Origin of the sequence: Mesorhizobium australafricanum (assembly GCF_033977265.1) — a bacterium.
Lineage (GTDB): Bacteria > Pseudomonadota > Alphaproteobacteria > Rhizobiales > Rhizobiaceae > Mesorhizobium > Mesorhizobium australafricanum.
Genome location: NZ_JAVIIT010000002.1, coordinates 613,266 through 639,026 on the forward strand (window position 1 = coordinate 613,266; position 25,761 = coordinate 639,026).

The 25,761-nt window shown below is 62.7% G+C and carries 21 protein-coding genes; 7 read left to right on the forward strand and 14 right to left on the reverse strand.

The genetic code is table 11. From position 1 onward, the window contains the following. Positions 1 to 93 precede the first annotated feature (93 nt). Positions 94 to 2,304: a bifunctional diguanylate cyclase/phosphodiesterase gene (locus tag RFM98_RS06390; RefSeq protein ID WP_320308045.1), complete on the reverse strand. Its 2,211-nt coding sequence runs from the start codon at positions 2,302 to 2,304 to the stop codon at positions 94 to 96. 120 nt (positions 2,305 to 2,424) lie between these two features. Here RFM98_RS06390 and xseA point away from each other — a divergent pair, with 120 nt between their 5' ends. Then, positions 2,425 to 3,990: an exodeoxyribonuclease VII large subunit gene (gene xseA / locus RFM98_RS06395; RefSeq protein ID WP_320308046.1), complete on the forward strand. Its 1,566-nt coding sequence runs from the start codon at positions 2,425 to 2,427 to the stop codon at positions 3,988 to 3,990. Between the two features lie 7 nt (positions 3,991 to 3,997). Continuing rightward, the gene (locus RFM98_RS06400; protein WP_320308047.1) at positions 3,998 to 5,116 is read left to right on the forward strand and encodes a DmpA family aminopeptidase; all 1,119 of its coding nucleotides are present in this window, start codon (positions 3,998 to 4,000) and stop codon (positions 5,114 to 5,116) included. Positions 5,117 to 5,358: 242 nt separating this feature from the next. On the opposite strand, the gene RFM98_RS06405 is transcribed toward RFM98_RS06400, so the two are convergent. Continuing rightward, complete coding sequence (locus RFM98_RS06405; protein WP_320308048.1) at positions 5,359 to 5,610, reverse strand: hypothetical protein; 252 nt, start codon at positions 5,608 to 5,610, stop codon at positions 5,359 to 5,361. A gap of 649 nt (positions 5,611 to 6,259) precedes the next feature. Further along, positions 6,260 to 6,898, reverse strand: a complete 639-nt coding sequence (locus RFM98_RS06410; RefSeq protein ID WP_320308148.1) for an ABC transporter permease — start codon at positions 6,896 to 6,898, stop codon at positions 6,260 to 6,262. On the opposite strand from RFM98_RS06410, the gene RFM98_RS06415 reads away from it, so the two are divergent. The 3 genes from RFM98_RS06415 to RFM98_RS06425 all read left to right on the forward strand — a co-directional run bounded on the left by RFM98_RS06415 (position 6,882) and on the right by RFM98_RS06425 (position 9,973). Continuing rightward, a complete protein-coding gene (locus RFM98_RS06415; protein WP_320308049.1) occupies positions 6,882 to 7,376 on the forward strand; it encodes a LysR substrate-binding domain-containing protein in 495 nt (164 codons plus the stop codon). The genes RFM98_RS06410 and RFM98_RS06415 overlap by 17 nt on opposite strands. A gap of 243 nt (positions 7,377 to 7,619) precedes the next feature. Beyond that, a complete protein-coding gene (locus RFM98_RS06420) occupies positions 7,620 to 9,320 on the forward strand; it encodes a sensor histidine kinase (protein WP_320308050.1) in 1,701 nt (566 codons plus the stop codon). 5 nt (positions 9,321 to 9,325) lie between these two features. After that, a complete protein-coding gene (locus tag RFM98_RS06425) occupies positions 9,326 to 9,973 on the forward strand; it encodes a response regulator (protein ID WP_320308051.1) in 648 nt (215 codons plus the stop codon). Positions 9,974 to 10,330: 357 nt separating this feature from the next. Here RFM98_RS06425 and RFM98_RS06430 read toward each other — a convergent pair whose 3' ends face one another. From RFM98_RS06430 to RFM98_RS06470, 9 genes are all read right to left on the reverse strand, one after another. Then, complete coding sequence (locus RFM98_RS06430) at positions 10,331 to 11,947, reverse strand: GMC family oxidoreductase (RefSeq protein WP_320308052.1); 1,617 nt, start codon at positions 11,945 to 11,947, stop codon at positions 10,331 to 10,333. Continuing rightward, positions 11,944 to 13,458, reverse strand: coding sequence for an FGGY-family carbohydrate kinase (locus RFM98_RS06435; protein ID WP_320308053.1), 1,515 nt, complete (start codon positions 13,456 to 13,458; stop codon positions 11,944 to 11,946). Before RFM98_RS06435 ends, RFM98_RS06430 begins: the two co-directional genes overlap by 4 nt. Before the next feature lie 27 nt (positions 13,459 to 13,485). Beyond that, positions 13,486 to 14,328 (reverse strand): class I fructose-bisphosphate aldolase, encoded by an 843-nt coding sequence (locus RFM98_RS06440; RefSeq protein ID WP_320308054.1) that lies wholly within the window; start codon positions 14,326 to 14,328, stop codon positions 13,486 to 13,488. Further along, positions 14,319 to 16,031, reverse strand: a complete 1,713-nt coding sequence (locus RFM98_RS06445) for a glycerol-3-phosphate dehydrogenase/oxidase (protein WP_320308055.1) — start codon at positions 16,029 to 16,031, stop codon at positions 14,319 to 14,321. Before RFM98_RS06445 ends, RFM98_RS06440 begins: the two co-directional genes overlap by 10 nt. An 18-nt stretch (positions 16,032 to 16,049) precedes the next feature. Further along, complete coding sequence (locus RFM98_RS06450) at positions 16,050 to 17,045, reverse strand: aldo/keto reductase (protein WP_320308056.1); 996 nt, start codon at positions 17,043 to 17,045, stop codon at positions 16,050 to 16,052. After that, positions 17,042 to 18,022, reverse strand: a complete 981-nt coding sequence (locus RFM98_RS06455; RefSeq protein ID WP_320308057.1) for a sugar-binding transcriptional regulator — start codon at positions 18,020 to 18,022, stop codon at positions 17,042 to 17,044. Before RFM98_RS06455 ends, RFM98_RS06450 begins: the two co-directional genes overlap by 4 nt. A gap of 39 nt (positions 18,023 to 18,061) precedes the next feature. Then, positions 18,062 to 19,048, reverse strand: a complete 987-nt coding sequence (locus RFM98_RS06460) for an ABC transporter permease (protein WP_320308058.1) — start codon at positions 19,046 to 19,048, stop codon at positions 18,062 to 18,064. A 19-nt stretch (positions 19,049 to 19,067) separates the two neighbouring features. Beyond that, positions 19,068 to 20,603 (reverse strand): sugar ABC transporter ATP-binding protein, encoded by a 1,536-nt coding sequence (locus RFM98_RS06465; protein ID WP_320308059.1) that lies wholly within the window; start codon positions 20,601 to 20,603, stop codon positions 19,068 to 19,070. A gap of 95 nt (positions 20,604 to 20,698) precedes the next feature. Next, on the reverse strand, positions 20,699 to 21,703 hold the full coding sequence (locus tag RFM98_RS06470; protein WP_430682265.1) for a substrate-binding domain-containing protein: 1,005 nt from the start codon (positions 21,701 to 21,703) through the stop codon (positions 20,699 to 20,701). Between RFM98_RS06470 and RFM98_RS06475 the strand changes: the two genes are divergently transcribed. Beyond that, complete coding sequence (locus RFM98_RS06475) at positions 21,609 to 21,806, forward strand: hypothetical protein (RefSeq protein ID WP_320308061.1); 198 nt, start codon at positions 21,609 to 21,611, stop codon at positions 21,804 to 21,806. The two genes, RFM98_RS06470 and RFM98_RS06475, sit on opposite strands and share 95 nt — an antisense overlap. Positions 21,807 to 22,259: 453 nt before the next feature. Then, positions 22,260 to 22,505 carry a response regulator gene (locus RFM98_RS31355; RefSeq protein WP_430682261.1) on the forward strand — a complete coding sequence of 82 codons (246 nt, stop codon included), beginning with the start codon at positions 22,260 to 22,262 and terminating at the stop codon, positions 22,503 to 22,505. A gap of 13 nt (positions 22,506 to 22,518) precedes the next feature. On the opposite strand, the gene RFM98_RS06485 is transcribed toward RFM98_RS31355, so the two are convergent. Next, complete coding sequence (locus RFM98_RS06485; protein ID WP_320308063.1) at positions 22,519 to 23,688, reverse strand: histidine kinase dimerization/phosphoacceptor domain -containing protein; 1,170 nt, start codon at positions 23,686 to 23,688, stop codon at positions 22,519 to 22,521. Between the two features lie 150 nt (positions 23,689 to 23,838). Beyond that, entirely contained in the window at positions 23,839 to 25,368 is a 1,530-nt protein-coding gene (locus RFM98_RS06490) for a helix-turn-helix transcriptional regulator (protein ID WP_320308064.1), read from the reverse strand. Positions 25,369 to 25,761: the final 393 nt, after the last annotated feature.

Genomic DNA, 25,761 nt, shown 5'->3' on the forward strand with positions numbered 1-25,761 from the left:
GGCTCGGCGACTTCGCCGTAGCCTTCCGCTCGGAATTGCGTCAAAACAAAGAGATAGAGCGGTTCGCCGTTTCCGTGAAACGGTGAAAACGCTCTAGGCGCGAGCGGCGGAACGTTCCTGGTTGGCGGACGAAACACCCGGCAGTGCAAGCAATTGGCCGGGCTCCAGCGGCGGCGACAGCAGATAGCCCTGCAGCTGGTCGCATCCCATGCCGACCAGCAGGCTCTTCTGCTCGTTGGTCTCGACGCCTTCTGCGGTGACCTCGACCTTCAGCGCCAGCGCCAACTCGATCAGCGCCTTGACGACCGCGGCGGCACTTTTATCCTCGTCGAGCAGGCGCACGAAGGAGCGGTCGATCTTCAGCTTGTCGATCGACTGCCGGCGCAGATAGCTCAGCGACGAATAGCCGGTGCCGAAATCGTCGAGAACGATGCGGATGCCGGATTGACGCAAGGCCGCGATAACAGAAGCAATCGTGTCATTGTGCTCCAGCAGCACGCTCTCGGTGGTCTCCAGCTGCAGTCGGGCCGGATCCAGCCCGGTTTCGCTCAGGACCGATGCGACCTGCGCGGCAAAGCCGGCGTCGCGCAACTGCATGGGCGAGATGTTGACGGCGATCCAGGGCAGTTCGGTCGTGACCGCGAAGCGACAGGCTTCGGTCAGCGCCCATTTGCCGAGTTCGCCGATCAGCCCGCGTTCTTCGGCGATGGCGATGAATTGCCCGGCGGGCAGCGCGCCATGCACCTCATGACCCCAGCGGATCAGCGCTTCAGCGCCGAGAATCCTGCGGCCGTCCACCGCGAAGACAGGCTGATAGGCGAGCTTTATGCCGCCGTCGCCATCCAGCGCCTTGCGGAGTTCCGCCTCGACCTTGCGCTTACGCAACAAAAGATCGTCCATGTCGCCGGCGAACACCTGGTAACGGCCGCGGCCGTTCTTCTTGGCCTCGTAAAGCGCGATGTCGGACTTGCGCAGCAGGTCATCCGCGTCGGTGTCCGATCCGGACGACAGCGCGATGCCGATGCTGGCACTGACGAAGACCTGGTCGTCGATCAGCCTGAACGGCTCACGCAGCTTCAAGAGCAGCCTTTCGGCGATATCCTCAGCGCTTCCAACGTCGGGAACGTCGAGCAGGATGATAGCGAACTCGTCGCCGCCGAGCCGCGCGACGGTATCGACTTCGCGGATGGTATGCTTGAGCCGCGCCGCCGTCTGGCGCACGAGTTCGTCGCCGGCCGGATGACCGAGCGTGTCGTTGATATGCTTGAAGCGATCGAGGTCGAGGTAAAGCAGCGCCACCCGCGTTCCGTCCTGGCTGGCGAACAGCAGCGTGCGCCGTAGGCGGTCCTCAAACAGCGCCCGGTTGGGCAGACCGGTGAGCGTATCGTGGAAGGCGAGGTATTGCGCCTCATCCTGGCTGGTCTGCAACGCGGCCGAGGCACGTCGAAGCCGCCGCAGCAAGAAGGCCAGGACGCCTCCTGCCAGAAGCAGCGCGATTGCCAGCGCCGGGGCGGTCTTGCGAACCAAGGTTAGACCAGGCCGTTCCTGGTTCCAGCCGATATAGCCAAGGATGACACCGTGAGAATTGAGCAGCGCAACGGCCGCCGCACCGACTGGTGCCGAGAACGGCAGCAGATGGGCGCCGTCGAGCAGGTATTTTTCGGCGATCTTGCCGATGACGGCATCGTTGATGAACTCGACAGACACATGCAGATATTCGCTGCCGGGCTCCTGCTTGAGCCGATCCGTGCTCGGCACCAGCGGCATGACGCTGAGAATAGCCGGCCGGCCGCCGAGCGACACCAGATCCTCAGCCACCATTTTGGCCGGCTGGTCGGTGGCATCGAGCTTCGGCGGCTGAACGAGCATGCCGCGCAGTTTCTCGATGGTGGGGAATATCTCCGGCTTGTCGGCGTCATAGGCCGACGGATCAACCACCTTGCCTTCCTGCATTGCGTGGATTGGACGGTCCGCGGCATCAAGTATGTAGACCCGGTTGTGGCCGTAGTAGGTATAGAACCAGACGCTGAGGTTCTCCTCGATCCAGGCCTCGTTGCCGGCTTTCACATTGGTGACGGAGTCATCCCAGACGGTGACGCTTTCCTGCTCTCGCTGGACCGCCGCAACCTGGTTCTTCAAGCCATCGGCGATGAATATCTTTTGCCGTTCGAGCGAGGTATCGTCGACCTGGGCTGCGGCGTAGAAGCCAAAGCCGACGACCATGGCCAACGCGAAAGCGGCGAGCGTCAGCACGGTCAGCGTGACCTGGTGCGTCAACGGGCTGCTGTTGTGGCGTGCGCTCATCACGTTCCTGGCCGGCTTTCCTGCCGCCAGTCAAAGCAAATCGGGCTTAAGATCGCGTTATAATATTAGCGAGGTTTCTCCGTGCTTGACGCGAGCCGATAAGCGTTCCCCAATCGGGCGATGAGTGAAACAGCAACCGAATCACGCAGCAACGCCACTGAATACACGGTGAGCGAGATTTCCGGCGCGTTGAAGCGCACTGTCGAGGACGCCTTCGGCAATGTGCGGGTGCGCGGCGAGATTTCCGGCTATCGCGGCCCGCATTCGTCCGGCCATGCTTACTTCGCGTTGAAGGACGACCGCGCGCGGATCGATGCCGTGGTGTGGAAGACCACCATGGCGCGGCTGAAGTTCCGCCCCGAGGAAGGCATGGAGGTGATCGCCAGCGGCAAGCTGACAACCTACCCCGGCAAATCCAACTACCAGATCGTCATCGACAATCTGGAGCCGGCGGGCGCCGGCGCGCTGATGGCGCTGCTCGAAGAACGCAAGCGCCGGCTGCAGGCCGAAGGCCTGTTCGAAGCAAGCCGGAAGCGGCGGCTGCCGTTCATGCCTCAAGTCATCGGCGTCGTCACCTCGCCGACCGGCTCCGTGATCCGCGACATTATCCATCGCATCAAGGACCGGTTTCCGCTCGCTGTGCTGGTCTGGCCGGTCAGGGTCCAGGGCGAGACCACGGCCAGGGAAGTGACGGCAGCCGTCAACGGCTTCAATGCGCTGACCTCGGACGGCCCCATCCGCCGGCCCGACGTTCTGATCGTGGCGCGCGGCGGCGGCAGCCTCGAAGACCTCTGGGGCTTCAACGACGAAGGGCTGGCACGCGCCGTTGTCGCCTCGGACATCCCGGTGATCTCCGCCGTCGGCCACGAGACCGATACGACTCTGATTGACTTCGTCGCCGACATGCGCGCGCCGACGCCGACGGGCGCGGCCGAGATGGCCGTGCCGGTCAGGGCGGACCTGGAGGCCACCCTGGCGAGCCTTGGCGCGCGGCTCAACGCGTGTCTCTCGCGGCATCTGGAGCGCAAGCGCCAGGCGGTGCGTGCCGCGGCGCGCGCGCTCCCTTCACCCGACCAGTTGCTGGCGCTGCCGCGCCGTCGTTTCGACGATGCGACCAGCCGCCTCGGCCGCGGGCTGACGGTGAATATCGAGCGCAAGCGGGCAACGCTGGAGCGGCAAAGGCTGACGCCGGCCACGCTTTCGAGGCGACTCAACGAAGCGCGCACGCTGACCGGCCGTGATATTGCCCGGGCGCGGGCCGCATTCTTTGCCATCGTGCGCGAACGGCGCGCGCGCTACAAACGCACGGCGGCAAGACTGTCGCCGGCGCCGATCGTCCGGCGCCAGAAGCAGCAGACCGACGCGCTGACGGGACTGTCGCGCAGGCAGGATCAGGCGATGGCGCGGCGTCTCGATCGGCTGCGCGCAGCGCTGACACAGGCCGACCGGCTGTTATCCACGCTGTCACATAAGGCCGTTCTGGCGCGTGGCTTCGCGCTGGTCAAGGACGCCGACGGCGCCGTCATCAAGCGGGTCGCGGAACTGGCGCCGGGCGCGTCGCTGCAGCTGGAATTCGCCGACGGCACCGCCGAGGCCATCGCCGCCGGCGGCGGCGCGCGGCCGAAGCTGGCCGCGAAGTCGCCCGCGAAAGCCAAGGAGCCAGGCAATCAGGGTTCGTTGTTCTGAGGATCGCATGAGCAACCACGACCCGCACCTTCACACGCCTTCGCGCAAGCCGCGCCTGCGTGCCTTCGGCGTCGCCCTCGATGGCACGGCTGGCCGCTTCAACGCCATCACCGACGTACCGGGCGTGTCGGTGGGCTACACGACGCTGATTTCAGGCGACGGTCCCCTGCAGGTCGGCAACGGTCCGGTGCGCACCGGCGTGACCGCGATCCTGCCAAGGCCGACCGCTGATCTCGCGACGCCGGTATTTGCCGGCGTGTTCAGCCAGAACGGCAATGGCGAGCTGACCGGCACGCACATCATCGAGGAGACCGGCGCCTTCAATTTCCCGGTCACCATCACCAACACGCATTCCTGCGGCGTGACCCGCGACGGCACGCTGCGCTGGATGCACAAAGTATTGCCGGCCGCACTCGACAGCGGCTGGGGCCTGCCGGTGGCGGCCGAGACCTATGACGGCTTCCTCAACGACATCAATGGCCATCATGTAGGCTTCGACCACGTCGCCGCCGCGCTCGACGGCGCGACAGGCGGCGCCATCGAGGAAGGCAGTGTCGGCGGCGGCACCGGCATGATCTCGTTCGGCTTCAAGGCCGGATCCGGTACAGCCTCGCGCATCATCGAATGGCAGGACAGGCGTTATGCGCTCGGCGTGTTCGTGCAGGCGAATTTCGGCAAAAGGCACAATTTCACCCTTCGCGGCCGGCGCGTCGGGCCGGAACTCACCAAGCCGGCGATCCGCGAAGGCACGCCGCGCGCCGAAAAGGGCTCGATCATCGCAATCGTCGCCACCGACGCGCCTTTCCTGCCGCATCAGATGAAGCGGCTGGCCAGGCGGGTGCCGCTCGGCATCGCCATGACCGGCGGCTATGGCTACCACAGCTCGGGCGATATCTTTCTGGCGTTCTCGACCGCCAATCCGGAAGCGGCGCTCGGGGCCTCGGGCAATATCGGACGCGCGGAGTTCATTCCGGACGTCGACATCGACCCGTTCTTCGACGCGGTCGTGCAAGGTGTCGAGGAGGCGATCCTCAATGCATTGGTCGCCAACGAGGATATGACGGGACGCGACGGAAATTTCGTGCCGGCGCTGCCGAAGGCCTGGCTGAAGGAGACGTTCGGCTAATGCATGCCGCCCAGAAGTGTGCAGCGGTTCTGGGACAACGACATGCATCAAAACAAAGACTTAAAGCGCGTCGCCTGAATCCGGTTCGGCGCGACATGCATTAGTGCGTTTCACCGTTTCACGGAAACGGCCAAACGCCCTATCTCTTTGTTTTTACGCAATTCCGGACGGAAAACCGCCCGCACTTTTCCTGGAATTGCTCTGAGAATACCGCCTGCCGGCCTGTGCCGGGGCTGGCGTTTCTACTCCGCCGGCTTGTCCGGCTCCGTTGCGCCGGTGCTCTCTTCGGCGGCTTCCTCGAGGCGCGATGCGATCAGTTCCTGGATGTCGCCGACCTCTTCCTGGATGTCCTCCAGGAGAATGCCTGCCTCGGCGGCCTTGGCACAGCACTCCTTGGCGAGGGTCTCGGCCTGCTCGATCTTGATCGGCGAATGCTGGCATTGGACTTTCTCGCCAATCCATCCGCGCAAGAACTCGATCGCATGTTCACTCATACTGCTTCTTCCCTAGCGGCTAAGCCGGTTGGTAGCCATGAACGTCCGCACCCCCGCAAAGGATGCATACCCCATTCGAGCCGAGTCGGCCTCGACCGGCAAGACATCTTGCCTGTGGGACAAGACATCTTGCCCATGGTCCGCAGAGCCGAAGGAGTGGAAGGGTTCAGGGTGCACGTTCAGATCGTTGAGGAATGTGGTACCGTTGGCTGGGATCGCTACGCTACATTAGTTATTGTTTTTGCTCTATTTTTCTTCTTTTGACAGCGAATTTGCATCACAATGGGTATCGCAAAACGCACCCAGCCATCGCCAAAGGCAGGCGGTATATAGAGACGTCCTCCTTGAATGTCGACTCCGGAGCCATTCTACTTTTGCAGGGAAGCCTATTGGGATTTGCAGTTCGCATTGAAGTTCCGAAGGTCCGTAGAGGTAGACCGGAAAAGAAAGCAGCCGAAGGAGCGCCAGCATAGCGCCGCCAATGGCGGGACGCGGGACCGATGGCCCCGGCGAGGAGCACCGTATGGGTCCGTCGCGACGAGAGGACCCTATCGAGAACGATACCGCATGCAATGTTCCTCCGCAGAGGCGGCGATACGGTTGCGTGGTGCTATTCGAAGCCCCAGCAACTGCCTTCACTATCATCTCTTTATCGTGTCTGGTGGCGATTGAGGTGGCGCTCCAGCACGCGCACCAAGGTGATCAGCAGAAGATTGGTCGCCAGATAGAGTGCGCCCGCAATGGCGAATATCTCGAACACCGCGAAGGTCTGGCTCATCAGCCGCTTGGCGTAACCCGTGACTTCCAGGACCGTGATCGTCGATGCAAGGCTGGTGCCCTTCAGCGTCAGCACCAGTTCATTGCCATAGGCCGGCAATGCCTGGCGAATGGCGAGCGGAAACTCTATGCGACGGAAGCGCAAGGCGCGCGACATGCCACAGGCCTGCGCTGCCTCCACGAGGCCCGCCGGCACCGACATCAGGCCGCCGCGCAGGATCTCGGACGTATAGGCAGCCGTGTTGAGCGCCAGCGCCAGCACCGCGCAGCGCGCACCGTCGCTGACCACCCACCACAGCGCGGCGTTGTCCCTGACGAAGGAGAGCTGGCCGAGGCCATAGTAGAAAAGGAATATCTGCACCAGCAGCGGCGTGCCGCGAAAGACCGTGCTGTAGCCTTTGGCGATGCCGGAAACGAGCCTGTTCGACGACAGGCGCATGATAGCCAGCCCCAGGCCGAGGTTGAAACCGATCAGCACCGACAGGAAGGTGAGGATGGCGGTGACCTTCAGCCACTATGTCGAACTGTTCACCGACTGGGTCGTGCCGGCCTGCTCGCCGGCGCTGCTGGAGCGATTGCCGCTGCGCAAGCCGGTCGACATCCTCGAAAGGCCGCTGCTTGCAATCGAATGGGCACGCGACCATCGCTCGCCGCCAACCTGGAGCGAGTGGGCGGCAAGCATCGGCGCGAAATATCGCACAACATCGGGCGAGGTTGCATTTTCGCTGTCGAGCGCGGCCATTGACGCCGCCATTAACGGCCGCGGCTTCGTGCTGGCGCAATTATCAATGACCAGGGATCACATTTCCTCCGGCCGGCTGGTGGTGCCGTTCAACCTGCCGCTCCGTTTGCCCCACCCGTATTTCCTCGCCTGGGATCGCTCGGCGTTGCAAAAGCCTCATGGCGCGGAGCTCCGCGCCTGGATCGTCTCGGTCGCAAATCGCCAGGAAGCTCAGCATTCGGGTTTGCGTCGGGCAGATTCGCCGTAAATCTTGTGTGCCAACCGCGATGGCCCGGGATGCCATGGGTACAGTACCGCAGCGGGAGAGCCACGCTGCGCAGTCGTCCTCAAGCAGCCATTCCGCTGTTCCTGATCGGCGGTGTCGCGGCGAGCCTTTGCCAGTGGATGGCGGTCGGGGCGCTTTTCTTGCGCCGCCGCTGCCCGCGCACGATTTTTCGTTCCGGGCGAAACCGGGGGTGATAGGCTGCTTTCACACAGTCAAGGAAGCGTCATGGATACAGGCAGGGGAACAGCTGACGACGCGGGCGCGACGCTGAAACTGCTCGAGCAAGAACTGGCCCGCTCGAGGAGTGACCTCGAAGCCAGCCAGATGCTTTCAGCCCGGCTCACTGAAGAGAACGAAACTCTTCGCATCTATGCGGACCGGCGACAGTGGGAGGCGAGCTTCCGGCTCGCCACCGACACGACACCCGGATTGATCTGGTTCGGCCGTGCGGACGGTTCGGTCGAGTTTCTGAACAGCCAATGGTGCGCCTATACCGGGCTCACCATGGAAGAGGGGTTGGGCTGGAACTGGGCAAGCGTCATCCACCCGGAAGACCTCCCCGGCCTGGTGGAACATTGGGGCGAGATCATCAAATCGGCACGTCCGGACGAGCATGAAGCGCGGATGCGCCGATTCGATGGCGCATATCGATGGTTTTTGTTGCGCTGCGCGCCGCTGCTCGACGAGTCGGGCATGGTGATCAGGTGGTACGGCACGAACACGGACATCGAAGAGCGCAAACGCGTCGAGCAGGCGCTCAGTGCTTCAGAAAATCTGTCGCGCGGCCAGGTCGAGGCACTCAAGAGCACGCTCGATGCGCTGGCGATGGAACCCGCCGCCGATAAGTTGGTGGAACACGGGCTGCGCATCATCACCGAGCAATTCGGTGCGCATAGCATCAGCGTCTGGCGACGGGATCCAGGCAGTGGAATGATAGGCATCGAGATGGCCTTCGAAGAGGGCCGGGTGGTAACCAGTGCCGATCCGCGGTTTGCCGGGATGGACAAGTGGCTGCCGATGGAAGAGCGCTGGCCGTGGCCGGAGGTCTTCCGTACCGGAAAACCCAGCCTCATCGAAGACATCCGCACCGTTCCAGCCTTTTCTCTGCGCGACCGTCTGCTGCCGATGGGCATCATCACCGTGCTGCTAGTGCCAATGTTCGCTGCCGGCCACCTTGAAGGGGCGATCGGTCTTCGCTTCGTCGAGAAACGGATGTTTGGCACCGAGGGACTGGACCTTGCTCAGGCGCTGGCCAACCAAGTGATGCTGATGATCCAGTTCGCGCGCCTTTCCGCTCAGACACGCGAAACGGCCGTGATCGCAGAACGCAATCGCATCGCTCGCGACATACACGACACTCTTGCCCAAGGGCTTACGGGCGTGATCGTGCAGCTGGAAGCTGCCGAGGATGCAAACCTGCGGGGGCTTTCAAGCGAAGCTGGAGAGCATCTGGACCGCGCCCGTCGCCTAGCTCGCGAAAGTCTCAACGAAGCCCGGCGTTCCGTACATGCACTGCGTCCGCAGGCGTTGGATGACAGCAATCTCAGCGCAGCGCTGGCCGAGCTGTTCACGAAGATGACGGCAGGAACCAGCCTGAAATTGGAGTTCGCGGTGCTTGGCGCACCGCGACCGCTGCCTCCGGATTCGGAAGAGAATCTGTTTCGTATCGGTCAGGAGATTCTTACCAACGCCTTGCGCCATGCACAGGCGAAACTCGTTACCGCCAAGCTGATTTTTCTGCCGGGAGAAGTCTGCCTCGATCTGATCGATGACGGACGCGGCTTTGATCCTTCGAGCAAGAATGATGGATACGGCTTGCTCGGAATCAGGGAGCGTGTCGAAAGAATAGGCGGTCAGCTTGTTGTTCAAAGCTCGCCGGCAAAGGGCACGGCCGTGCGCATCACATTGCCCTCGCAGGAGGCTTGAACGTCATGAGCGTTGCGCCCGAAAAAACGCCATCCGACAAGATCAGGGTTCTGGTTGCCGACGACCACGTAACGGTACGCGAAGGCTTGGCCGCAATCATCGGCCGTCAGCCGGACATGCTGGTCGTCGCGGAAGCCGCAACCGGCCGCGATGCCGTCGATTTCTGGCGACAGCAGCATCCTGATGTCGCGCTGCTCGACCTGCGTATGCCGGTTCTCGACGGTATCGCGGCTATGGGCGAGATCCGACAGCAGGATCCTTCCGCGCGCGTTGTCGTTTTGACCACCTTCGACACGGACCATGAGATTTCCCGCGCCGTCAAAGCCGGTGCCCGCGGCTACCTGCTTAAGGACGCTCAGCGGGAAGATCTGCTCGACTGCATCCGCAAGGTTCATGCAGGTGAAACCTGCATCCCGTCGCTGCTGGTGGCAAAGCTTGCGGCCGCCGTCAGCAGCGAAGAACTCAGCGGCCGAGAGATGCACGTGCTGACCCTGCTGGCGCAGGGCAAGGGCAACAGGGAAATCGGCCTCAGCCTGCACATCAGCGAGACGACTGTGAAATCGCATCTGCGCAGCATCTTCACGAAGCTCAATGTCTTAAGCCGGACCGAAGCGATCGCCGTCGCCAGCCGGCGCGGCCTGGTCCAACTTTAACAGATCGCAGGCTCAAGCTGGCGCAAAGCAGACGGTGGAGCCACAAACGTCCTTCTTCAGGCAGAGCAGACGTTCACCTCAACCCAAGCTGTGCCAAAACGGATTCCGACATCCCAACTTCTCTCACAAGCGCGCCCATTTCGGCCGGCGGCGCGAGACAGAAAGTACGAAGACCTCCCAGGAACCACAGCCAATCTGGATGCACGTCGCAGGCACAAGCTACACTCTGAGCGGATCGATGGCGGGAAATGACCTTGGCCTTCGACAGACTGCGAAAGCAATACGGTCAGGTCGTCGCCATGGAGCGCGACGTGCTCACAATATGCCGAGGCGTCCAGGACTTTGGGTATCACGACACTATTGACGACTATCCTTCAGGATCATCTCCGCCGCCTTCTCGGCGATCATGATAACCGGCGAATTGGTATTGCCCGATACGATGGTCGGCATGATCGAGGCGTCGACCACGCGCAGCCCGCCTAGCCCATGCACGCGCAGGCGATCGTCAACCACCGACGTCCTGTCGGAGCCCATTTTGCAAGTGCCGACGGGGTGGAAGATTGTCGTGGCAATATCACCAGCCTTGCGTATGAGGTCTTCATCGCTGTCATACTGGGTGCCGGGCAGCATCTCTTCCGGCGCGAACCGTGCCACGGCCTTTGTCTTCATCAAACTGCGGGCATGGCGCAGCGACGCGACGGCAACGTTGCGATCTCCCTCAGTGGAGAGATAGTTCGGCTGGATCCTCGCCGCCTGGCGCGCATCGGATGATCCCATATGCACGGTGCCGCGGCTTTCCGGCCGCAGGTTGCAGACCGACACCGTCACGGCCGGAAAGCGATGCAGCGGCTCGCCCAGGCGATCCGTGCTCAAAGGCTGCACATGGTATTCGAGATCGGGTGTCTCGAGACGCGAATCGCTTTTGGCGAAAATGCCGAGCTGGCTCGGCGCCATCGACAGCGGACCGGAACGCCTCAGTGCGTATTCGAACCCCATCGCGGCGCGGCTGGCCAGATTGTGGTAGCGCTGGTTGAGCGTGAGGGCGCCGGTCACCTTGAACACGGTGCGCAGTTGCAGATGGTCCTGCAGATTCTCGCCTACGCCGCACAAGGCATGGCGAACATCGATTCCGAGGCTCGAAAGCAGGTCTGGCCGGCCGACGCCGGAAAGTTCCAGCAGCTTCGGCGAGTTGATGGCGCCGGCCGCGAGAATAGTCTGCCCGGCCTTTACCTTGTGCAGGCGGTTATTCCGGCGGAAGATAAGGCCGGTAACGCGTCTTCCCTCGAAGCTGAGACGGTCCGCTTCCGCTCCCGTCACCACAAGCAGGTTGCAGCGGCCGGCGATGCCGCGCAGGAATGCCTTGGAGGTGTTCCAGCGCACGCCCCTCTTCTGGTTGACTTCGAAGTAGCCGGAGCCCTCATTGGTACCGGTGTTGAAGTCGTCGGTGCGTGCAATGCCAAGCTCTTCGGCGGCATCACGGAAAGCATCGAGGATCGGCCAGGACAGGCGCTGGCGTTCGATGCGCCATTCGCCGCCGGCGCCATGCATGGTGCCGGCCCCGCCATGGTAATCCTCCGACTTGCGGAAATAAGGCAGCACGTCCTCCCAGCTCCAGCCGGCATTGCCGGCCTGGCGCCAGCCGTCGTAGTCGGCCGCCTGGCCGCGCATGTAGATCATGCCGTTGATCGACGAGCAGCCGCCAAGCACCTTGCCGCGCGGATAGTTGAGGCTGCGGCCATTGAGGCCTGCCTCCGGCTCGGTCTTCATCAACCAGTCGGTGCGCGGGTTGCCCATGCAGTAGAGATAGCCGATCGGGATATCGACCCAGCGGTAACGATCACTGCCGCCCGCCTCGATCAACAGCACGCGGTTGCGGGGATCGGCGGACAACCGGTTGGCAAGCACGCAGCCGGCTGAGCCGGCGCCGACGATGACGTAGTCAAACTCGCCGAAGGACAGAGGAGTTTCGGTCATGGCCGTGCCTGCCGGGCGGCCATGCGTTGCCAGATTGGGGTCATTGCCTTCTGGATTTCACCATAGAGCCGATAGCGCTGCGCGTAAGCGGGAACAACCGCGGGGTTGGGAGCATAACGCCGTGCCGCCTCGCTCATGGCGGCAGCGCCGGCGCTGAAATCGGCAAAGGCCCCGATCGCGGTGGCAGCCGCGATCGCTGCTCCCAGCGCTCCGGTCTCGCGGCTGCGCGGGACCGTGATCGGAACGCCGAGCACGTCGGCGAATATTTGCGGCCAGATACGGCTGCGCGAACCACCGCCCGACAAGACTGCCGAGTCGAATCCGGCGCCTGCCTTGTGCAGGGTTTCGACATGGCGCTTGTGTTCGAAGGCAACGCCTTCGAACAGCGCGCGCAGCATGTGAGCGCGCGTATGCCAGCCGGCGAGGCCGTAGAAGCCTGCACGCGCACTGCCGTTCTGCTGCGAACCGTAGAGGAAAGGGTGGTAAATCGGGATGTCGGCGTCCGCGTCGACTGAAGCGACGAGGTCGCTGCACAGTTCGAACGGCGATTTGTCCGATCCAGCCGCGTGTTCGAGAAATTCGCGGACGATCCACTCCAGATTGGCGGCGGAGGTGGCGCTGGATTCGATCGCCAGATAGCGCCGGGGGTCGAATGTCGAGAGCATGAAGATCGAGGGATCGCGGATCGGCTCGTCTGTTATGACCTGGTTGATGCTCCAGGTGCCGGCGATGATCGAGGCCGCGCCGGTGCGGGTGACGCCCGAGCCGATGGCGCTCGCGACCACATCGAACAGTCCGGCAATGACGGGCGTGCCGGCGCTCAGACCGGTCAGGCAAGCGACCTCGCCGGTGATGTGGCCGGCGATCTGCGCGGACTCCAGCGCCGGCGGGAGCATCGCCATGCAGTCGCCAAGTCCGTAGGCGTCCAGCAATTCATGTTCGTAACGCCTACCCGGCATCTGCAACAGGCCGCAGCCGGACATGTCCGACATGTCGGTGGAGCGTGCACCGGTCAGCCGATTGACGACGAAATCCTTGCACAGGAACACGGTGCCAATCCTGGCGAAAAGCTCCGGCGCGAACCGTTTGAGCCATGCGAGCAAGGTTGGCGTCTGTGCTGCCCACGGCCGCTGCAGGCAATGCCTATAGGTGTGGTCGCCGACATTCTGCCCGGCCCATTCGTCAACGATGCCGACCGCGCGCGTGTCGAGCGACTGGATGCCGATCAGCGGCGCCCCGTCGCGGTCGAGCGCGTAAAGGCCGTTGCCATGCCCGGCGCAGCCGATGGCGACGATGTCACCAGCGTCGATGCCGGCCTGCTCGATGCACTGGCCGATGACATCGACGGCATTGCGCCAAAGTTCGCCCAGGTCGCGCTCGACATGACCGGGCTTCGGCATGGAGGAGCGGCCGTCGCGCGCCGCCAGGGCAAGTTCGCGCCCGGCCATATCGAAGATGATGGCCTTGATGACGGTGTTGCCCGCGTCGAGGCCAAGAATGTAGTCACCCATTGGTTCCTCCCGATACCTCGGCATCCTTCATTGCCGCTTGTACAGGTCCCATGCGGCTGCGCCATCCGCGTCATTGTGGATGATCGCCATCAGCCCGCGCACGACGGCACGCGGATTGGCATGCTGGTAGATGTTGCGGCCATAGACCATGCCCAGGGCGCCTTGCGCTATCAGCGCGGCCGACTTGTCGAACACGGCGCGCAGATCGTCCTTGCCGCCGCCGCGGACCAGCACGGGGCAGCGCGCCGCCTCAACGACGCGATGGAAGTCATTGGGATCGGTGGTTGGGTCGGCCTTGATGATGTCGGCGCCCATCTCGCGCGCGAGCCGGGTCAGGGTCACGATCTTTTCGGCGTCACCGTCGACCATGTAGCCGCCATGCTCGGCGACCGGCAACATAGCCAACGGCTCGATCATCAGCGGCAATCCATACCTGTCGCAGTCGGCGCGAACACGCGCGATGTTCTGTACGCATTGGCGGAACAGGTCCGGCTCGTCGGGGAGCATGAACAGATTGACCACGACACAGGCGGCGTCCATCTCGATGGCGCCGAGCAGCGGCTCGGCCTCATTCTGCAGCACCGCCCACATCGCCCGGTGGCGTATCCTGTTGTAGGGATTGCCCATGTCGATGCGCATCACCAGCGCCGGCTTATCGTTGCCGGGAACCCCCTGCAGCAAGTCGGCCTGGCCGTAGTTCATCTGGATGGCATCCGGCCCCGCCTCAACCAGTTGGGCAACAACACCTGCCATGTCTTCAAGCCCAGCCAGGAAACTCGGTTCGTTGCAGACGCCATGGTCGATGGCGACGTCCAGGCAACGGCCACCGCCGAACAACCGGTTCATGCGGGCTTTGCTGTTCACGCGCATAGTGCGCTCCTTTTGTCATTGGCTTTGGAGATATCTGAAAAGCTGACGCCATGCTGGTATTCGAGCAGCGTCAGGAAGGCTGTGCGCTCGGCGTCCGTCCGGGCAGTGTCCCAGCCTTTGTGCGCCGCCAGCAAAGCCAGCGCCGCATCGATGAGGGCGAGGTTCAGGCCACCGGTGATGGCAATGGTGGTGCGCCGCAGGAACAGGTCGGCGAGGCACTCGACCTGCTCACGTTCGATCATGAAATGCAGCTCGCCAGCGAAATATTCGGATTGCGGCAGCATTTCGCGCGTCGTGAAGTGCGCGGCGAAATTCTCCGCCGAGGTGCCGTAGCGCTCGAACAGAACGCGCGCCCGCTCGATGCTCAGCTCGTACTTCGTCGCCAAGGCGGTGCACCAGTTCTCCGGATCGGCCGGGAAATTGCGGCCGCCGCCGATTGCGAGGTCCTCGGTGCTCGTCTTGCGGGTCAAGCCGAGTCGCTCGAGCGCCATGTCGGCGGCCATGGCCCCGAACGAGCGGAAGGTCGTCCACTTGCCGCCGATCATGCAAAGCGTGGCCGGCAGGTGGGAGACGGGCTCGACGAACTCGCAGAAATGATCGCGCGGGATACGGCCGGTGAAACTGTCGCTGCTGGCTGGCAGCGGGCGGACGCCGGAGAAGCGAAACACGATCTCGTTCTCCGCAATCGCTATCGAGGGGAAGACGAAGGCGAGCGACTGAAGGATGTAGGCCCGCTCGTCGTCCTCGCAGCGCACCTTGCCCGGATCGTCGACACGGATATCGGTCGAGCCGATCAGCACCTTGCCGAGATATGGAAACAGGATGCAGATACGGCCATCCTCGTTTTCGTAATAGACCATGTGGCCGCCAAGTGCTGCATGGAGCTCCCGGTTGTCGACGATCAGATGCGATCCCTTGGTGCCACCGATCATCCTGGGTGCTGCCGCGCCAATGGCCTTGTTGGTCAGGTCGATCCAGCCGCCGGTGGCGTTGACGACCAGTTGTGGGCGCAGCGGCAGCGTCTCGCCGGTCAGCGTGTCGGTGAGGACGAGCCCGGCTTCGGTTGAGCCGACGGAAGCGTAGTTGAGGGCTAGTGCCGATACGCTGCCTGCCATGGCATCGATGAGCATCTCCAGCCCCAGGCGTTCCGGGTGGCTCACCCAGGCGTCATAATAGGTGGCGGAGCTTCGGATCGAGGGATTTGTTGCCGGCCAGGTCTGCAAGGTCTTGCCTCGTCCTCGGAACCGGTGCCTCGGCATCAGCCGCCGTGCCGCTGTGAAGAGGTCGTACAAAGTGAGCCCGGCCTTGATGACCAGCGCACCGCGGCGGCTTGGCCGACGTGTCAAGCCGAGAAAGCGGACCGCGCCATTGGCGATGCCTGAAAAGATGTCGAAGATCGGCACCGTTGTCGGCAGCGGCGCGACATAATGCGGCGCATTCTTCAGCAACCGGTCGCGCTCGGCCAGGGACTCGCGCACCAGCTTGAACTCGCCATTCTCGAGATAGCGCAGGCCACCATGCACCATACGCGACAGGGCCGCACTGGCGCCGCCGCAGTAATCACCCTTGTCAGCCAGCACCACATCGACGCCCTGCAGCGCCAGTTCGCGAAACACGCTGATGCCGTTGATGCCGCCGCCAATCACGAGCACGGCAATATCGGGCCGCTCGCGCAGAGCGGCGAGTGTATCGTTGCGGTTCATGTGGACTATGCCTTTCGCTCAGGCATCCATTGGCGTCAGGTGCGCGGCGATGGCCGCGTCGATGGCGGCAAGCTCGCCGGGTGCCAGCACGATCTCGCCGGCGTGTGCATTTTCGAGCGCCTGTTCGGCATTGCGCGCGCCGCACAGGGCAAAGGTGATGCCGGGCTGGGCCAGCGTCCAGGCAATGACGATCTGCGCCGTCGATGCCTTGTGCTCTTCCGCAATCGAGGCGATGGCCTGTTTGAGCCTTGCGGCCCTTTGGCGGTTGGCGGCGGAGAAGCGCGGATTGTCCTTGCGTTGATCGTCGCCGCTGAATTGGCGCGCCGGGTCGATTGCGCCGGTGAGCAGGCCGAGTGCCAGCGAGGAGTAGCTGAGCGTGGCGACGCCGTTGCTGCGGGCGATCGGCAGCAAGCCGTCCTCGATCTCGCGGTCGATCATCGAATAGCGCTCCTGGATGGCGTCGAGCTGGCCAGCGGCTATGTAGTCCCCGAGATCATGCGCACCGAGGTTAGAGGCACCGATGGCGCGGATCTTGCCGGCTGCCTTCAGCCTTTCCAGCGCCGCCATTGTGTCGGCGATTGGCGTCGTCGGGTCCTGCCAATGTGTGATGTAGAGGTCGACGTGATCGGTGCCGAGGCGGCGCAGGCTCTGCTCCAGTTCATAGGCGATGCCGTCGGCACCGAGATAGCGGTGGACCGGTTTGCCGCCCTGATCGAAGAAATGGTTGCCCTTGCCGGAATGCCAGTTGAGCCCGCATTTGGTGGCAATCACCACTCGGTCGCGCTTGCCCTTTATGGCCTGGCCGACGATCTCCTCGCTGCGCCCCAGCCCATAAGCCGGGGCTGTGTCGATCAGACTGACGCCGGCATCGATCGAGGTTTCGATAGCACGGATCGAGGCCTGTTCGTCGGTGCCGCCCCACATCCAGCCGCCGATCGCCCAGGTGCCAAGCCCAACGGCCGATGCGGAGACACCGGAGTTGCCGATGGGGCGTTGGAACTGTTTGGAACTCATGCTGCCTCCCGTTCGGCAAGGTCGAGAATCTGGAGGCTGGTCGCCTCGTCGGTGACGATGATGTCGAGATGGTCGCCGCGCATGGCGCTGAGAATCGGCGCGACCTTGCCTGCGCCGCTGGCGATGCCGATCGAGCGCGGGATGGTTGCGAATTCGTCGAGCGTCAGCGAGACCAGCGAACGGTTGAGCGTGTAGTCGCAGAGCCGGCCGTAGCGATCGATGAGATGGGCGAGCAGTTCGCCGGATGCACCGGATCGTTCAATGGCCCGGCGGTCGGCGCTCGATGACGGATGCAGGTCGTAGTAGCTGGAATCGTCGGTCAGGATCGAGCCGACGCCGACCACCGCCACATCGGCTTCGCGTGCCTTGCGAAACACATCAGCGACTGAGCGGACCCCCATTAGCATGTCGCGCTGCTGCGGCGAGTCGGCAAAGAGCGGCGCGTGGATCTGGTAGGCTCTTCCACCCAGCTTGTCGGCCATCAGCGAAGCGACGTGGTTGACGTCGGTATAGTGCTTGCCTTGGACGAGGCCGGTCGCGGGAACGACTTCGACGTCGTAGTGGCGGCTCGGATTGAGGCCGGCAACCAAGGCGCTGACGCCTTTGCCGCCTGTGATCGAAATGGTGTCGCCATCCTTGATGGTGTCGAGCAGCAGGCTTGCCGCCGCCTCGCCCACACGCTGCAGTGCGGTCTGCGGATTATCCGAGACCGACGGCACGACAACGGCGCGTTCGATGCCGCCAAGCGCTGCAAGCCGTGCCTCGATGTCGACGAGATGATCGATCGGCGACCTGATCCTGATCTCGACGAGGCCAAGCTGGCGGCCGCGCTTGATCAGCCGGTTGACGGTGGCATGCGAGATGCCGAGCTCGCCGGCGATCTCTGCCTGGGTCCTGCCCTCGACATAATGAAGGACGAGCGCCCGGTGCATCTGTCTGACGGTCGTTATGTCGTCGCGGGTGTTGGGAGGGGCCATGGTTTCGCTCGTCGCGCTTTTGAGGGCTCTTCTGTGGGCTCAGGACTTCTTGCGATGAAGGAAGTGATCGATCGACACCGCCGCGAGCAGAATGCAACCCTTGATCATATCCTGCCAATAGACCGAGACGTTGAGCAGGATCAGCGAACTGGTGACCACCGAAAGCAGCGCCATGCCGAGGATGGCGCCGAAGATGGTACCTGACCCGCCATTGAGCGAAGCGCCGCCGATCACCGCCGCGGCGATGATGTTGAGTTCCATCCCGGCGCCGAAGGTCGGCGTCGCAGCGCCGAAGCGGGCCATGTAGATGACGCCCGCCAAGCCGGCCAGCGTCGAGCACAGCACTGTCACCCAGAATTTGACCTGGGCAGTCCTGATGCCCGAGAACTGCGCCGCCGTCTCGTTGGAGCCGGTGTAGAAGACCTTGCGGAAGGCGGTAGCGCGACGCAGCAGGAAATCGAAGATGGCCACCACGACGATGAAGATCAGGATCACATAGGGGATATCACGGAAGCTGCTCTGGCCGATGGCCTTGAAGGACGGTGGCAGCGTGAACAGCGACAGCGGCGTGCCCTTGGTGATGACCAGGCACATGCCGCGTACGATGACCATCGCGGCGAGCGAGGTGATGAAGTGGTTCAGCCCGATCACGGTGACGAAGAAGCCCATCACCGCCCCTATGAGTGCGCTGACGGCGATGCCGATCAGGGAGGCGGTCCACGGGTCTAGCCCGGCGAGGAACAGCGCCCCCGACACCACCATAGAGAAGCACACCACCGAGCCGACTGAAAGGTCGATGCCGCCGACGATCAGCAGGATGGTCATGCCGACCACGACGATGCCCTCGATGGAGAAGCTCATCAACATGGCGCGGATGTTGCCCCAGGTCAGGAAATACGGGGAGGCAAAACTCATGGCGATGCAGAGCGCCAGGATGATGACGATCAGGCCTGCTTCGCGCATCGAGGCGAGGCGGGCGAAATTGATCCGCCGTGTCTTGCCGGCTGGCTTGAGTTCGGCCTGCATGAGGGCTTCTCCGGCTTGCCTAGGCGACATTCTGGGCCTCTTGCTGCGTTGAGGTTTGTTGGATGCCCGAAGCCAGCATGATGATGGCTTCCTCGCCAAGCTCGTCAGCGGCGAGTTCGCCGGCGATCCTGCCTTCGCGCACCACCATGACGCGGTCGCACAGGCCGATCAGTTCCGGCAGCTCCGACGAGATGATGATGATGCCGACACCCTTGCCGGCGAGCTGGCGCAGCAATCGATGGATCTCGACCTTGGCGCCGACATCGATTCCGCGAGTCGGCTCGTCCATGATGATGACCTTGGGATCGATCGACAATTGCCTGGCGATCGCCACCTTCTGCTGGTTGCCGCCGCTCAGCGTCGACACGGCGGCATCGATGCCGGCCATGCGCACGCCGAGCCGCGTGGCCAGCTCGCCTGCCTGCCGAGCTTCCGCCCTGCGGTCGAGCAGGCCGAGCGCGCCTGTCAACTTGCCGAGATCGAGGGCCGAGATGTTGGCGGCGATCGGCATGTCGAGGAACACGCCCGATCCCTTGCGGTCTTCCGACAGGTAGACAAGGCCCGCCCTGACGGCGTCGCTATAGCGGCGGATGCGCAGGGGTGTGCCGTCGAGCTCGACGATTCCGGCGGTCGCCAGCCTCAGCCCGCAGATAGTTTGCGCGATCTCGCTGCGACCGGCGCCGATCAGTCCGCCGATGCCGAGAATTTCACCAGCGCGAAGCTGCAGACCGACATTGGCGAAGCGTTTGCCATCGGAAAGACCTTGCACGGACAGCAGCGGACGCCCGATATCCTGCGACGACAGCTTATCGGGATAGAGCTGGGTAATCTCGCGCCCGACCATCTTTCGCACCACTTCGTCCGGCGAAGTGGCCTCGATCGGATCGGTTGCAACATACTGGCCGTCGCGAAAGACAGTGACGCGGTCGCACAGCGAAAAGATCTCGGCCATGCGGTGGCTGATATAGACCACGGAAATGCCGCGCTGCCTGAGCCCGCGCACGATCGAGAACAGTCGTTGCGCCTCGCTTGCGGTCAGCGCCGCGGTGGGCTCGTCGAGCATCAGCACGTTGCAGTCGAGCGTTAGCGCCTTGGCAATCTCGACCAGTTGCTGGTTGGAGATGGAGAGATCGGCGACCCTGGTGCGCACCGGGATGGGCGCCAATAGATCCATCACCTTCTGCGCATCGGCATAGAGCCTGCCGTAGTTCATCAACGGCGCGCGCCGGCTGTTGATCGCCGACATATAGATGTTCTCAGCAACGGTGGCGTCCTGGCACAGCGCGATCTCCTGATGGACGAGCGCGATGCCGAGACGCTGTGCCGCTGCCGGCGAGGCAATCCAGACAGGGGCGCCGTCGATGCGGATCTCGCCGGCGTCGGGCTGCAGGACGCCGGCGATCATGTTCATCAGCGTCGACTTGCCGGCGCCGTTTTCACCGCACAATGCGTGGATTTCGCCGCGCCGCAGTTCGAACCGCACATCGCTCAATGCCTTGACCGGGCCGAATGCCTTGGATAGGCCGCGTATGTCGAGAATGGGCGTTGCGGTCACGCCATGCTCCTGCGATGGGCGCTGCGGGGTGGAGGGGGATTTTCCCCCTTCCGGTTTGTCGATCCCGGCCAATCGGCGGGTGGGAAAACTCGAGACTATTCCTCGATGCCTTTGGTGCCGCGACGCGTCAGGTATTTGTCCCAGTAGAAGTCGTCGGCATTGTCCTTGGTGACGATGGAGAAGCCATTGTCGACGAAGGGCACGGCCATCGGATTGAAACCCGAACGCTTGGCGTCGTTCATTGGGTCGATCAGGTCTGGGTGCTTGGCAAGCCAGAGCAGCATGAAACCCATATAGCCCTGCATGCCCTGATTGGGGTTGACCGAACCAAAGATCTCGCCGGCCTTGATCATATCGAGGATCTTGGCGTTCACGTCGGCCAGCATGACGCGGATCTTGCCGCCACCTTCCTTGGCCGCCTGCGCCGCGCCGATGGCCGAGTTGGCCTCGGGCATGAACACCGCGCCGAGATCGGGATGCGCCTGGGCGAGGCTAAGCACGGCCTGGTAGGCCTTGGTCGGATCCTGGTTGGACGCAGCACGGCCGACCAACTTCATCTCGGGCCATTTCGCCTCCATGCGAGCGACGAAGGCGTTGACGCGTTTGTCGTGATTGTCCTGGCCGGGATTTTCCAGCACCGCGTACTCGCCCTTGCCGTCCATCGCCTTGGCGACGGCGTCGGCGGCGTAGGTACCCTCCGCGTTGTTGTCGGAGGTGATGTAGGAAACGCGCTTGGAGTTGGGTGAATCGGCCGCGAAAGTGACGACGGCGGTGCCCTGTTCGATGGCGCGGTTGATCGGCTCGATGAACGGGTCGGAGTTCATTGGATGAACCAGGATGCCGGCCGGCCTCTGCGCCAGGGCTTGATCGAAAGTGGCGATCTGCTTGTTGACGTCATATTCCGGCGTGCCGGTATATTCGGTTTCGCAGCCGAACTGCTGGCCGGCTTGCTTGAACATCTCATAGACCGGGAACCAGTATTCGACACCCGAGACCATGACGTTCATGACGTATTTCTCGCCCGGTTCGCACTTGAACGGGTTGACGGTTTCGGAAAGCGCCTGGGCCGAACCCAAACAGGTCGACGCAGCCGCCGCGATTGCGAGCGTGCTCAAAAATTTGCGCAAGTTTCCTCCCTTGGCCAAAGCCATCCTCAACGACTATCGCGTGCGCTCAAGGCGCGCCGCCATGTGGATTGATTGACGCCGAACCTCCTCCTGAAGCCCGACAAACGGAACCATTGCAATCCAGACGAGGCTTGTCAATAAAATTCATATAATGAAATATATTTCATATTGAGGAGTCCGCGAGCCGGATCGGAGGATTGTGCGGCTACCGTAATTTGCTTTGACGGACGGGCCTTTCACAGTTGCGGATGCCGCAAAATATAGAGATTTGGAACGGACCCGGATTCGAGGTCATGCCTGTCCCCGAGATCGCATGCCTTGGCTCAGACGGCGCAATTCGCTGTGCAACGAAGACGTATTCGGGCGGATGGGTCAGAAATCTCATCCTGCTCCGGGTCGGCCTTCGTGGCATCGGCGCGCCGGTGGAGATGCGGCCGGCAGGATATTTTGCTCTGTCGGCGTATCGGGTCCCGACGACCACGTAACGGTGCGCGAAGGCTTGGCCGCAATCATCGGCCGTCAGCCGGACATGCTGGTCGTCGCGGAAGCCGCAACCGGCCGCGATGCCGTCGATTTCTGGCGGCAGCAGCATCCTGATGTCGCGCTGCTCGACCTGCGTATGCCGGTTCTCGACGGTATCGCGGCTATGGGCGAGATCCGACAGCAGGATCCTTCCGCGCGCGTTGTCGTTTTGACCACCTTCGACACGGACCATGAGATTTCCCGCGCCGTCAAAGCCGGTGCCCGCGGCGGCTTTCGCAGGGGCTGCGCATGAGCCTGCCTATGGTTCAAGCGCGTCCGCTGCTCTCGATGTCTTTTGGAATCTCGACGACAAACCGGGCGCCTGGCCCCGGATCGACCGAGACCTTTCCTTCGAACTGATCGACGATCGACCGAACGAGGCGCATTCCGAGGCCCTTGCCGCCCTCGAATATGAAGTCGCTCGGCAAGCCGACGCCATCGTCGCTCACACTGAGGCGCGCGATCGGTCCCTTGGCCTCCAGCTCGACCCTGATGCTTCCGCGACGACCGTCAGGATACGCATGCTTCAGTCCGTTCATCACCAGCTCGGCGACGAGCATACCCGTTTTCACGGCGCGCTTTGAACCGAGGACGATAGGGTCCGCGCGCACCTCAATCCCATCAATATTTCCCGGACGATGGACGGCGAGTGCTCCGCAAATCCCATCAAGGAACACCGACATATCGACCCTGTCGCTGCCCGACGCGCGATAGAGCTGATCATGTGCGGCTGCCACGCTCGCGATCCGCCGATGCGCCTCCTCGATGGCGTTGCCGGCTTCGCTGTTGCCCAGCCGACGCGCCTGAAGCATGAGCAGGCTGGAAACCAGCTGCAGGGAGTTCTTCACCCGATGATCGACCTCCTGCAGCAGCATCTTGTTCTGGGCCAATAGCTGATCTTTGTCGGCCAGAAGCTTCTCGGCCTCTCGCAGCGCCTGCCGCTCAGCCTCGAGCGATCGTCTCAGCTCCAACTCGTTGATCACCCGGCGAGCGAGCGCTTTAAGCAAGGATTTTTGCTTCGCCGTTAAGTCACGTGGCTGGTGATCAAGGATGCAAAGGGTACCGACATGTCCGCCGTCAGGCGCCAAAAGGGACGCGGCGGCATAGAAGCGTATGGAACTGTCCGGATGCGTCTGTAGAAAATTCCTGAAGCGCGCGTCCGCGGCGACGTCGCGGACGACGACGATATCGCCAGGCGGCAAAACGCGCGTGCAAATCCCGGTCGGATCGTCAATACAATCCTCAGGCAGGCCGGCAACGGCTTGGATCCATTCATGCTCCTCGTCCACGAAATTGATTGCAGCGACGGGCGCATCGCAGACTGCCCTCGCCAGCTGAACAATTTCATCAAATTCCGGTGCCGGGGTGATCCTGGCTGCGTCGTAACGGTGCGAGACGACGAGCCGCGTATGCTCAAGATCTTCAGCAGTTTGCATGGGCTCTCTCCTTATGAGCGAACCTTGCCGAAGGCAGGTGGGCCGAGTGAGTGCGCCTATTCCTTGGGTGTTCGCCGCCTCTTCATACTGCCCTGCCAAACTATTCCGTAGACACGCAAGGACCAAGCTGTCCTAGTAATCTTGTATCATTCAGCGGCGCGGATGCCGCTTGGGCTCGGGCTTGTGGTTACCGGTAAATCCGCGCTCGCGGGCCCAGACGACCGCACCCGCCCTGTCATGCACGTCGGCCTTCATATAGATCCGGGCGATGTGGTTGCGAACAGTATTCTGCGTCACCCCGAGCTTTTTAACAATATTGATATTGCTCAGCCCTTGACACATCAGACCGAGCACCTCCAGCTCCCGCGGCGTCAAGTCCGCCAGGCTCACCGTCGGCTTATCCGTTCGCCCCGGGCGGCGCAGATGCGCGAGCTTCTCTATCACCGTGCGGCTGAACCAAGATGCGTCGCGCATAACGGCCTCAATTGCGGCGATCAGTTCCTCTTCCGAACGTTTGCGCTCCGTAATGTCTTGAATGACGGTGAGCACACACTCCTCGCCATGGATGCTGACCGTTTCGGCGGAGACGAGGCAGTCAAGCAACTCGTCATGCTTGGTTCGCAATGGTAGCTCCAAATTACGGAAGCTCCCCGATGCTTCGAATGCCTTCTCCAGGTGCCTGCGCGAGACGTTGTCCGCCCAAATCGCAAGCTCGCCCCCCGTCCGCCCAATCACCTCTTCCGGCTCGAAGCCGAGCACGGACTGGAAGGCATCGTTGACATCCAGGATGCGCAGTCCCTCGCGCGTCGACAGCATCGTCGGAATGGGCGTCAATCGGAAGGTTCGGGCGAAGCGCTCCTCGCTCTGCCGCAGAGCGGCTTCCATCTGCCTTCGAGGATCCATGTCCATGAAGGTGAAGAGCATGCATTTGTCCTCCCAAATCTCGATAGGCTGACCAGCTACGATGACGGCCTTGGATTTCCCATCGGAGAGCCGAAGTATGGATTCCATCTGAGGAATGGTTCGACCCTCACGCAGACTGGCAAGCGCTGCGTCCTTCCTCTCCGCATTCTCCAGGACGTCAAACTCATAGGCCGACCGACCCACGATGTCGTCCTTTGAAAAGCCTGTCATTGCCAGAAAACCAGGGTTCACCTTGACGTAACGCAGGTCCGAAAGGCGGCAGATAATTGCTGGCGCGGGATTGGCCGAGAAGGTCCGCTCGAAGCGCTCATCGGCGCTGGTCTGCTGTGTAAGATCTTCTATTACCAGGACATGAGATTCAGGACTGCCCTTGGCGTCCGGGAGAGCGAAGCCCCGGAACTGCAAAACACGCCGGCGATCCTCGGTCGCGTCTGAGCTCATCCGACCAAGTTCCGCGACCACCTCACGGAACTCCTCCCCGGCCAGCAAACGGTCGATGGGATATTGGCTGTCGCCCAGCACGTGATTGTTCCGGTACTTCAGCTCGAATCGTTTGCGGTAGTCGGCTGCCGAAGTACCCAACTGGGCAAACTCTGAAACATTGTGGAGGGCAAGCGCGCTTTCGTTCGCCCACACCATGCTGCCGTCCGGATCGACAAGAATTATGCCCTCGCCGAGGCCTGCGATGATCATCTGTAACTGGCGCCGGTTGACCTGGCGCTGCAAGGCGATTTGCTCTGGAACCGTTTGAGGCATGGACGTGTTTCCGCTCGGAGCCTCTGCCGCTGCAAGGCAAGCCGCTCCACCCAGCTAGCGCCTCCCCGCGTCAGCTTTCCAATCGTCACGCGCCCCAGCGGGATGGCGCCTTCACAATTCTGCGCGATAAGTCTCTCTCTGCGCCAAGTGTCCTGCCCGTCCGGGAAGAGCCGAACCGCAATCCGACACCGACCACGATTGCGCCGTCGCTCCCATGTCGTGGCCGGAGGAGACAGAGGAAGTTTCGGACGAATTCATGTGAGCCGCCGGAGTTGCGCCGGATTCGGTGAGTCCCCATAAATCGCGACCGGGTCGAACACCCTCCCTCTTCGAAGGCAAGAAGGATTGGGGTTTCGCCAACAGGACCAACGGGAATGGATCAATCGACGGTGT

Coding starts and splice junctions, on each gene's coding strand:
- RFM98_RS06440 (WP_320308054.1), bottom strand. CDS start 14,328: ATGCGCGTGAACAGCAAAGCCCGCATGAACCGGTTGTTCGGCGGTGGC.
- RFM98_RS06420 (WP_320308050.1), top strand. CDS start 7,620: ATGGATACAGGCAGGGGAACAGCTGACGACGCGGGCGCGACGCTGAAA.
- RFM98_RS06400 (WP_320308047.1), top strand. CDS start 3,998: ATGAGCAACCACGACCCGCACCTTCACACGCCTTCGCGCAAGCCGCGC.
- RFM98_RS31355 (WP_430682261.1), top strand. CDS start 22,260: ATGCTGGTCGTCGCGGAAGCCGCAACCGGCCGCGATGCCGTCGATTTC.
- RFM98_RS06415 (WP_320308049.1), top strand. CDS start 6,882: ATGGCGGTGACCTTCAGCCACTATGTCGAACTGTTCACCGACTGGGTC.
- xseA (WP_320308046.1), top strand. CDS start 2,425: ATGAGTGAAACAGCAACCGAATCACGCAGCAACGCCACTGAATACACG.
- RFM98_RS06390 (WP_320308045.1), bottom strand. CDS start 2,304: ATGAGCGCACGCCACAACAGCAGCCCGTTGACGCACCAGGTCACGCTG.
- RFM98_RS06435 (WP_320308053.1), bottom strand. CDS start 13,458: ATGGGTGACTACATTCTTGGCCTCGACGCGGGCAACACCGTCATCAAG.
- RFM98_RS06430 (WP_320308052.1), bottom strand. CDS start 11,947: ATGACCGAAACTCCTCTGTCCTTCGGCGAGTTTGACTACGTCATCGTC.
- RFM98_RS06490 (WP_320308064.1), bottom strand. CDS start 25,368: ATGCCTCAAACGGTTCCAGAGCAAATCGCCTTGCAGCGCCAGGTCAAC.
- RFM98_RS06445 (WP_320308055.1), bottom strand. CDS start 16,031: ATGAACCGCAACGATACACTCGCCGCTCTGCGCGAGCGGCCCGATATT.
- RFM98_RS06485 (WP_320308063.1), bottom strand. CDS start 23,688: ATGCAAACTGCTGAAGATCTTGAGCATACGCGGCTCGTCGTCTCGCAC.
- RFM98_RS06425 (WP_320308051.1), top strand. CDS start 9,326: ATGAGCGTTGCGCCCGAAAAAACGCCATCCGACAAGATCAGGGTTCTG.
- RFM98_RS06450 (WP_320308056.1), bottom strand. CDS start 17,045: ATGAGTTCCAAACAGTTCCAACGCCCCATCGGCAACTCCGGTGTCTCC.
- RFM98_RS06455 (WP_320308057.1), bottom strand. CDS start 18,022: ATGGCCCCTCCCAACACCCGCGACGACATAACGACCGTCAGACAGATG.
- RFM98_RS06460 (WP_320308058.1), bottom strand. CDS start 19,048: ATGCAGGCCGAACTCAAGCCAGCCGGCAAGACACGGCGGATCAATTTC.
- RFM98_RS06405 (WP_320308048.1), bottom strand. CDS start 5,610: ATGAGTGAACATGCGATCGAGTTCTTGCGCGGATGGATTGGCGAGAAA.
- RFM98_RS06475 (WP_320308061.1), top strand. CDS start 21,609: ATGACGTATTTCTCGCCCGGTTCGCACTTGAACGGGTTGACGGTTTCG.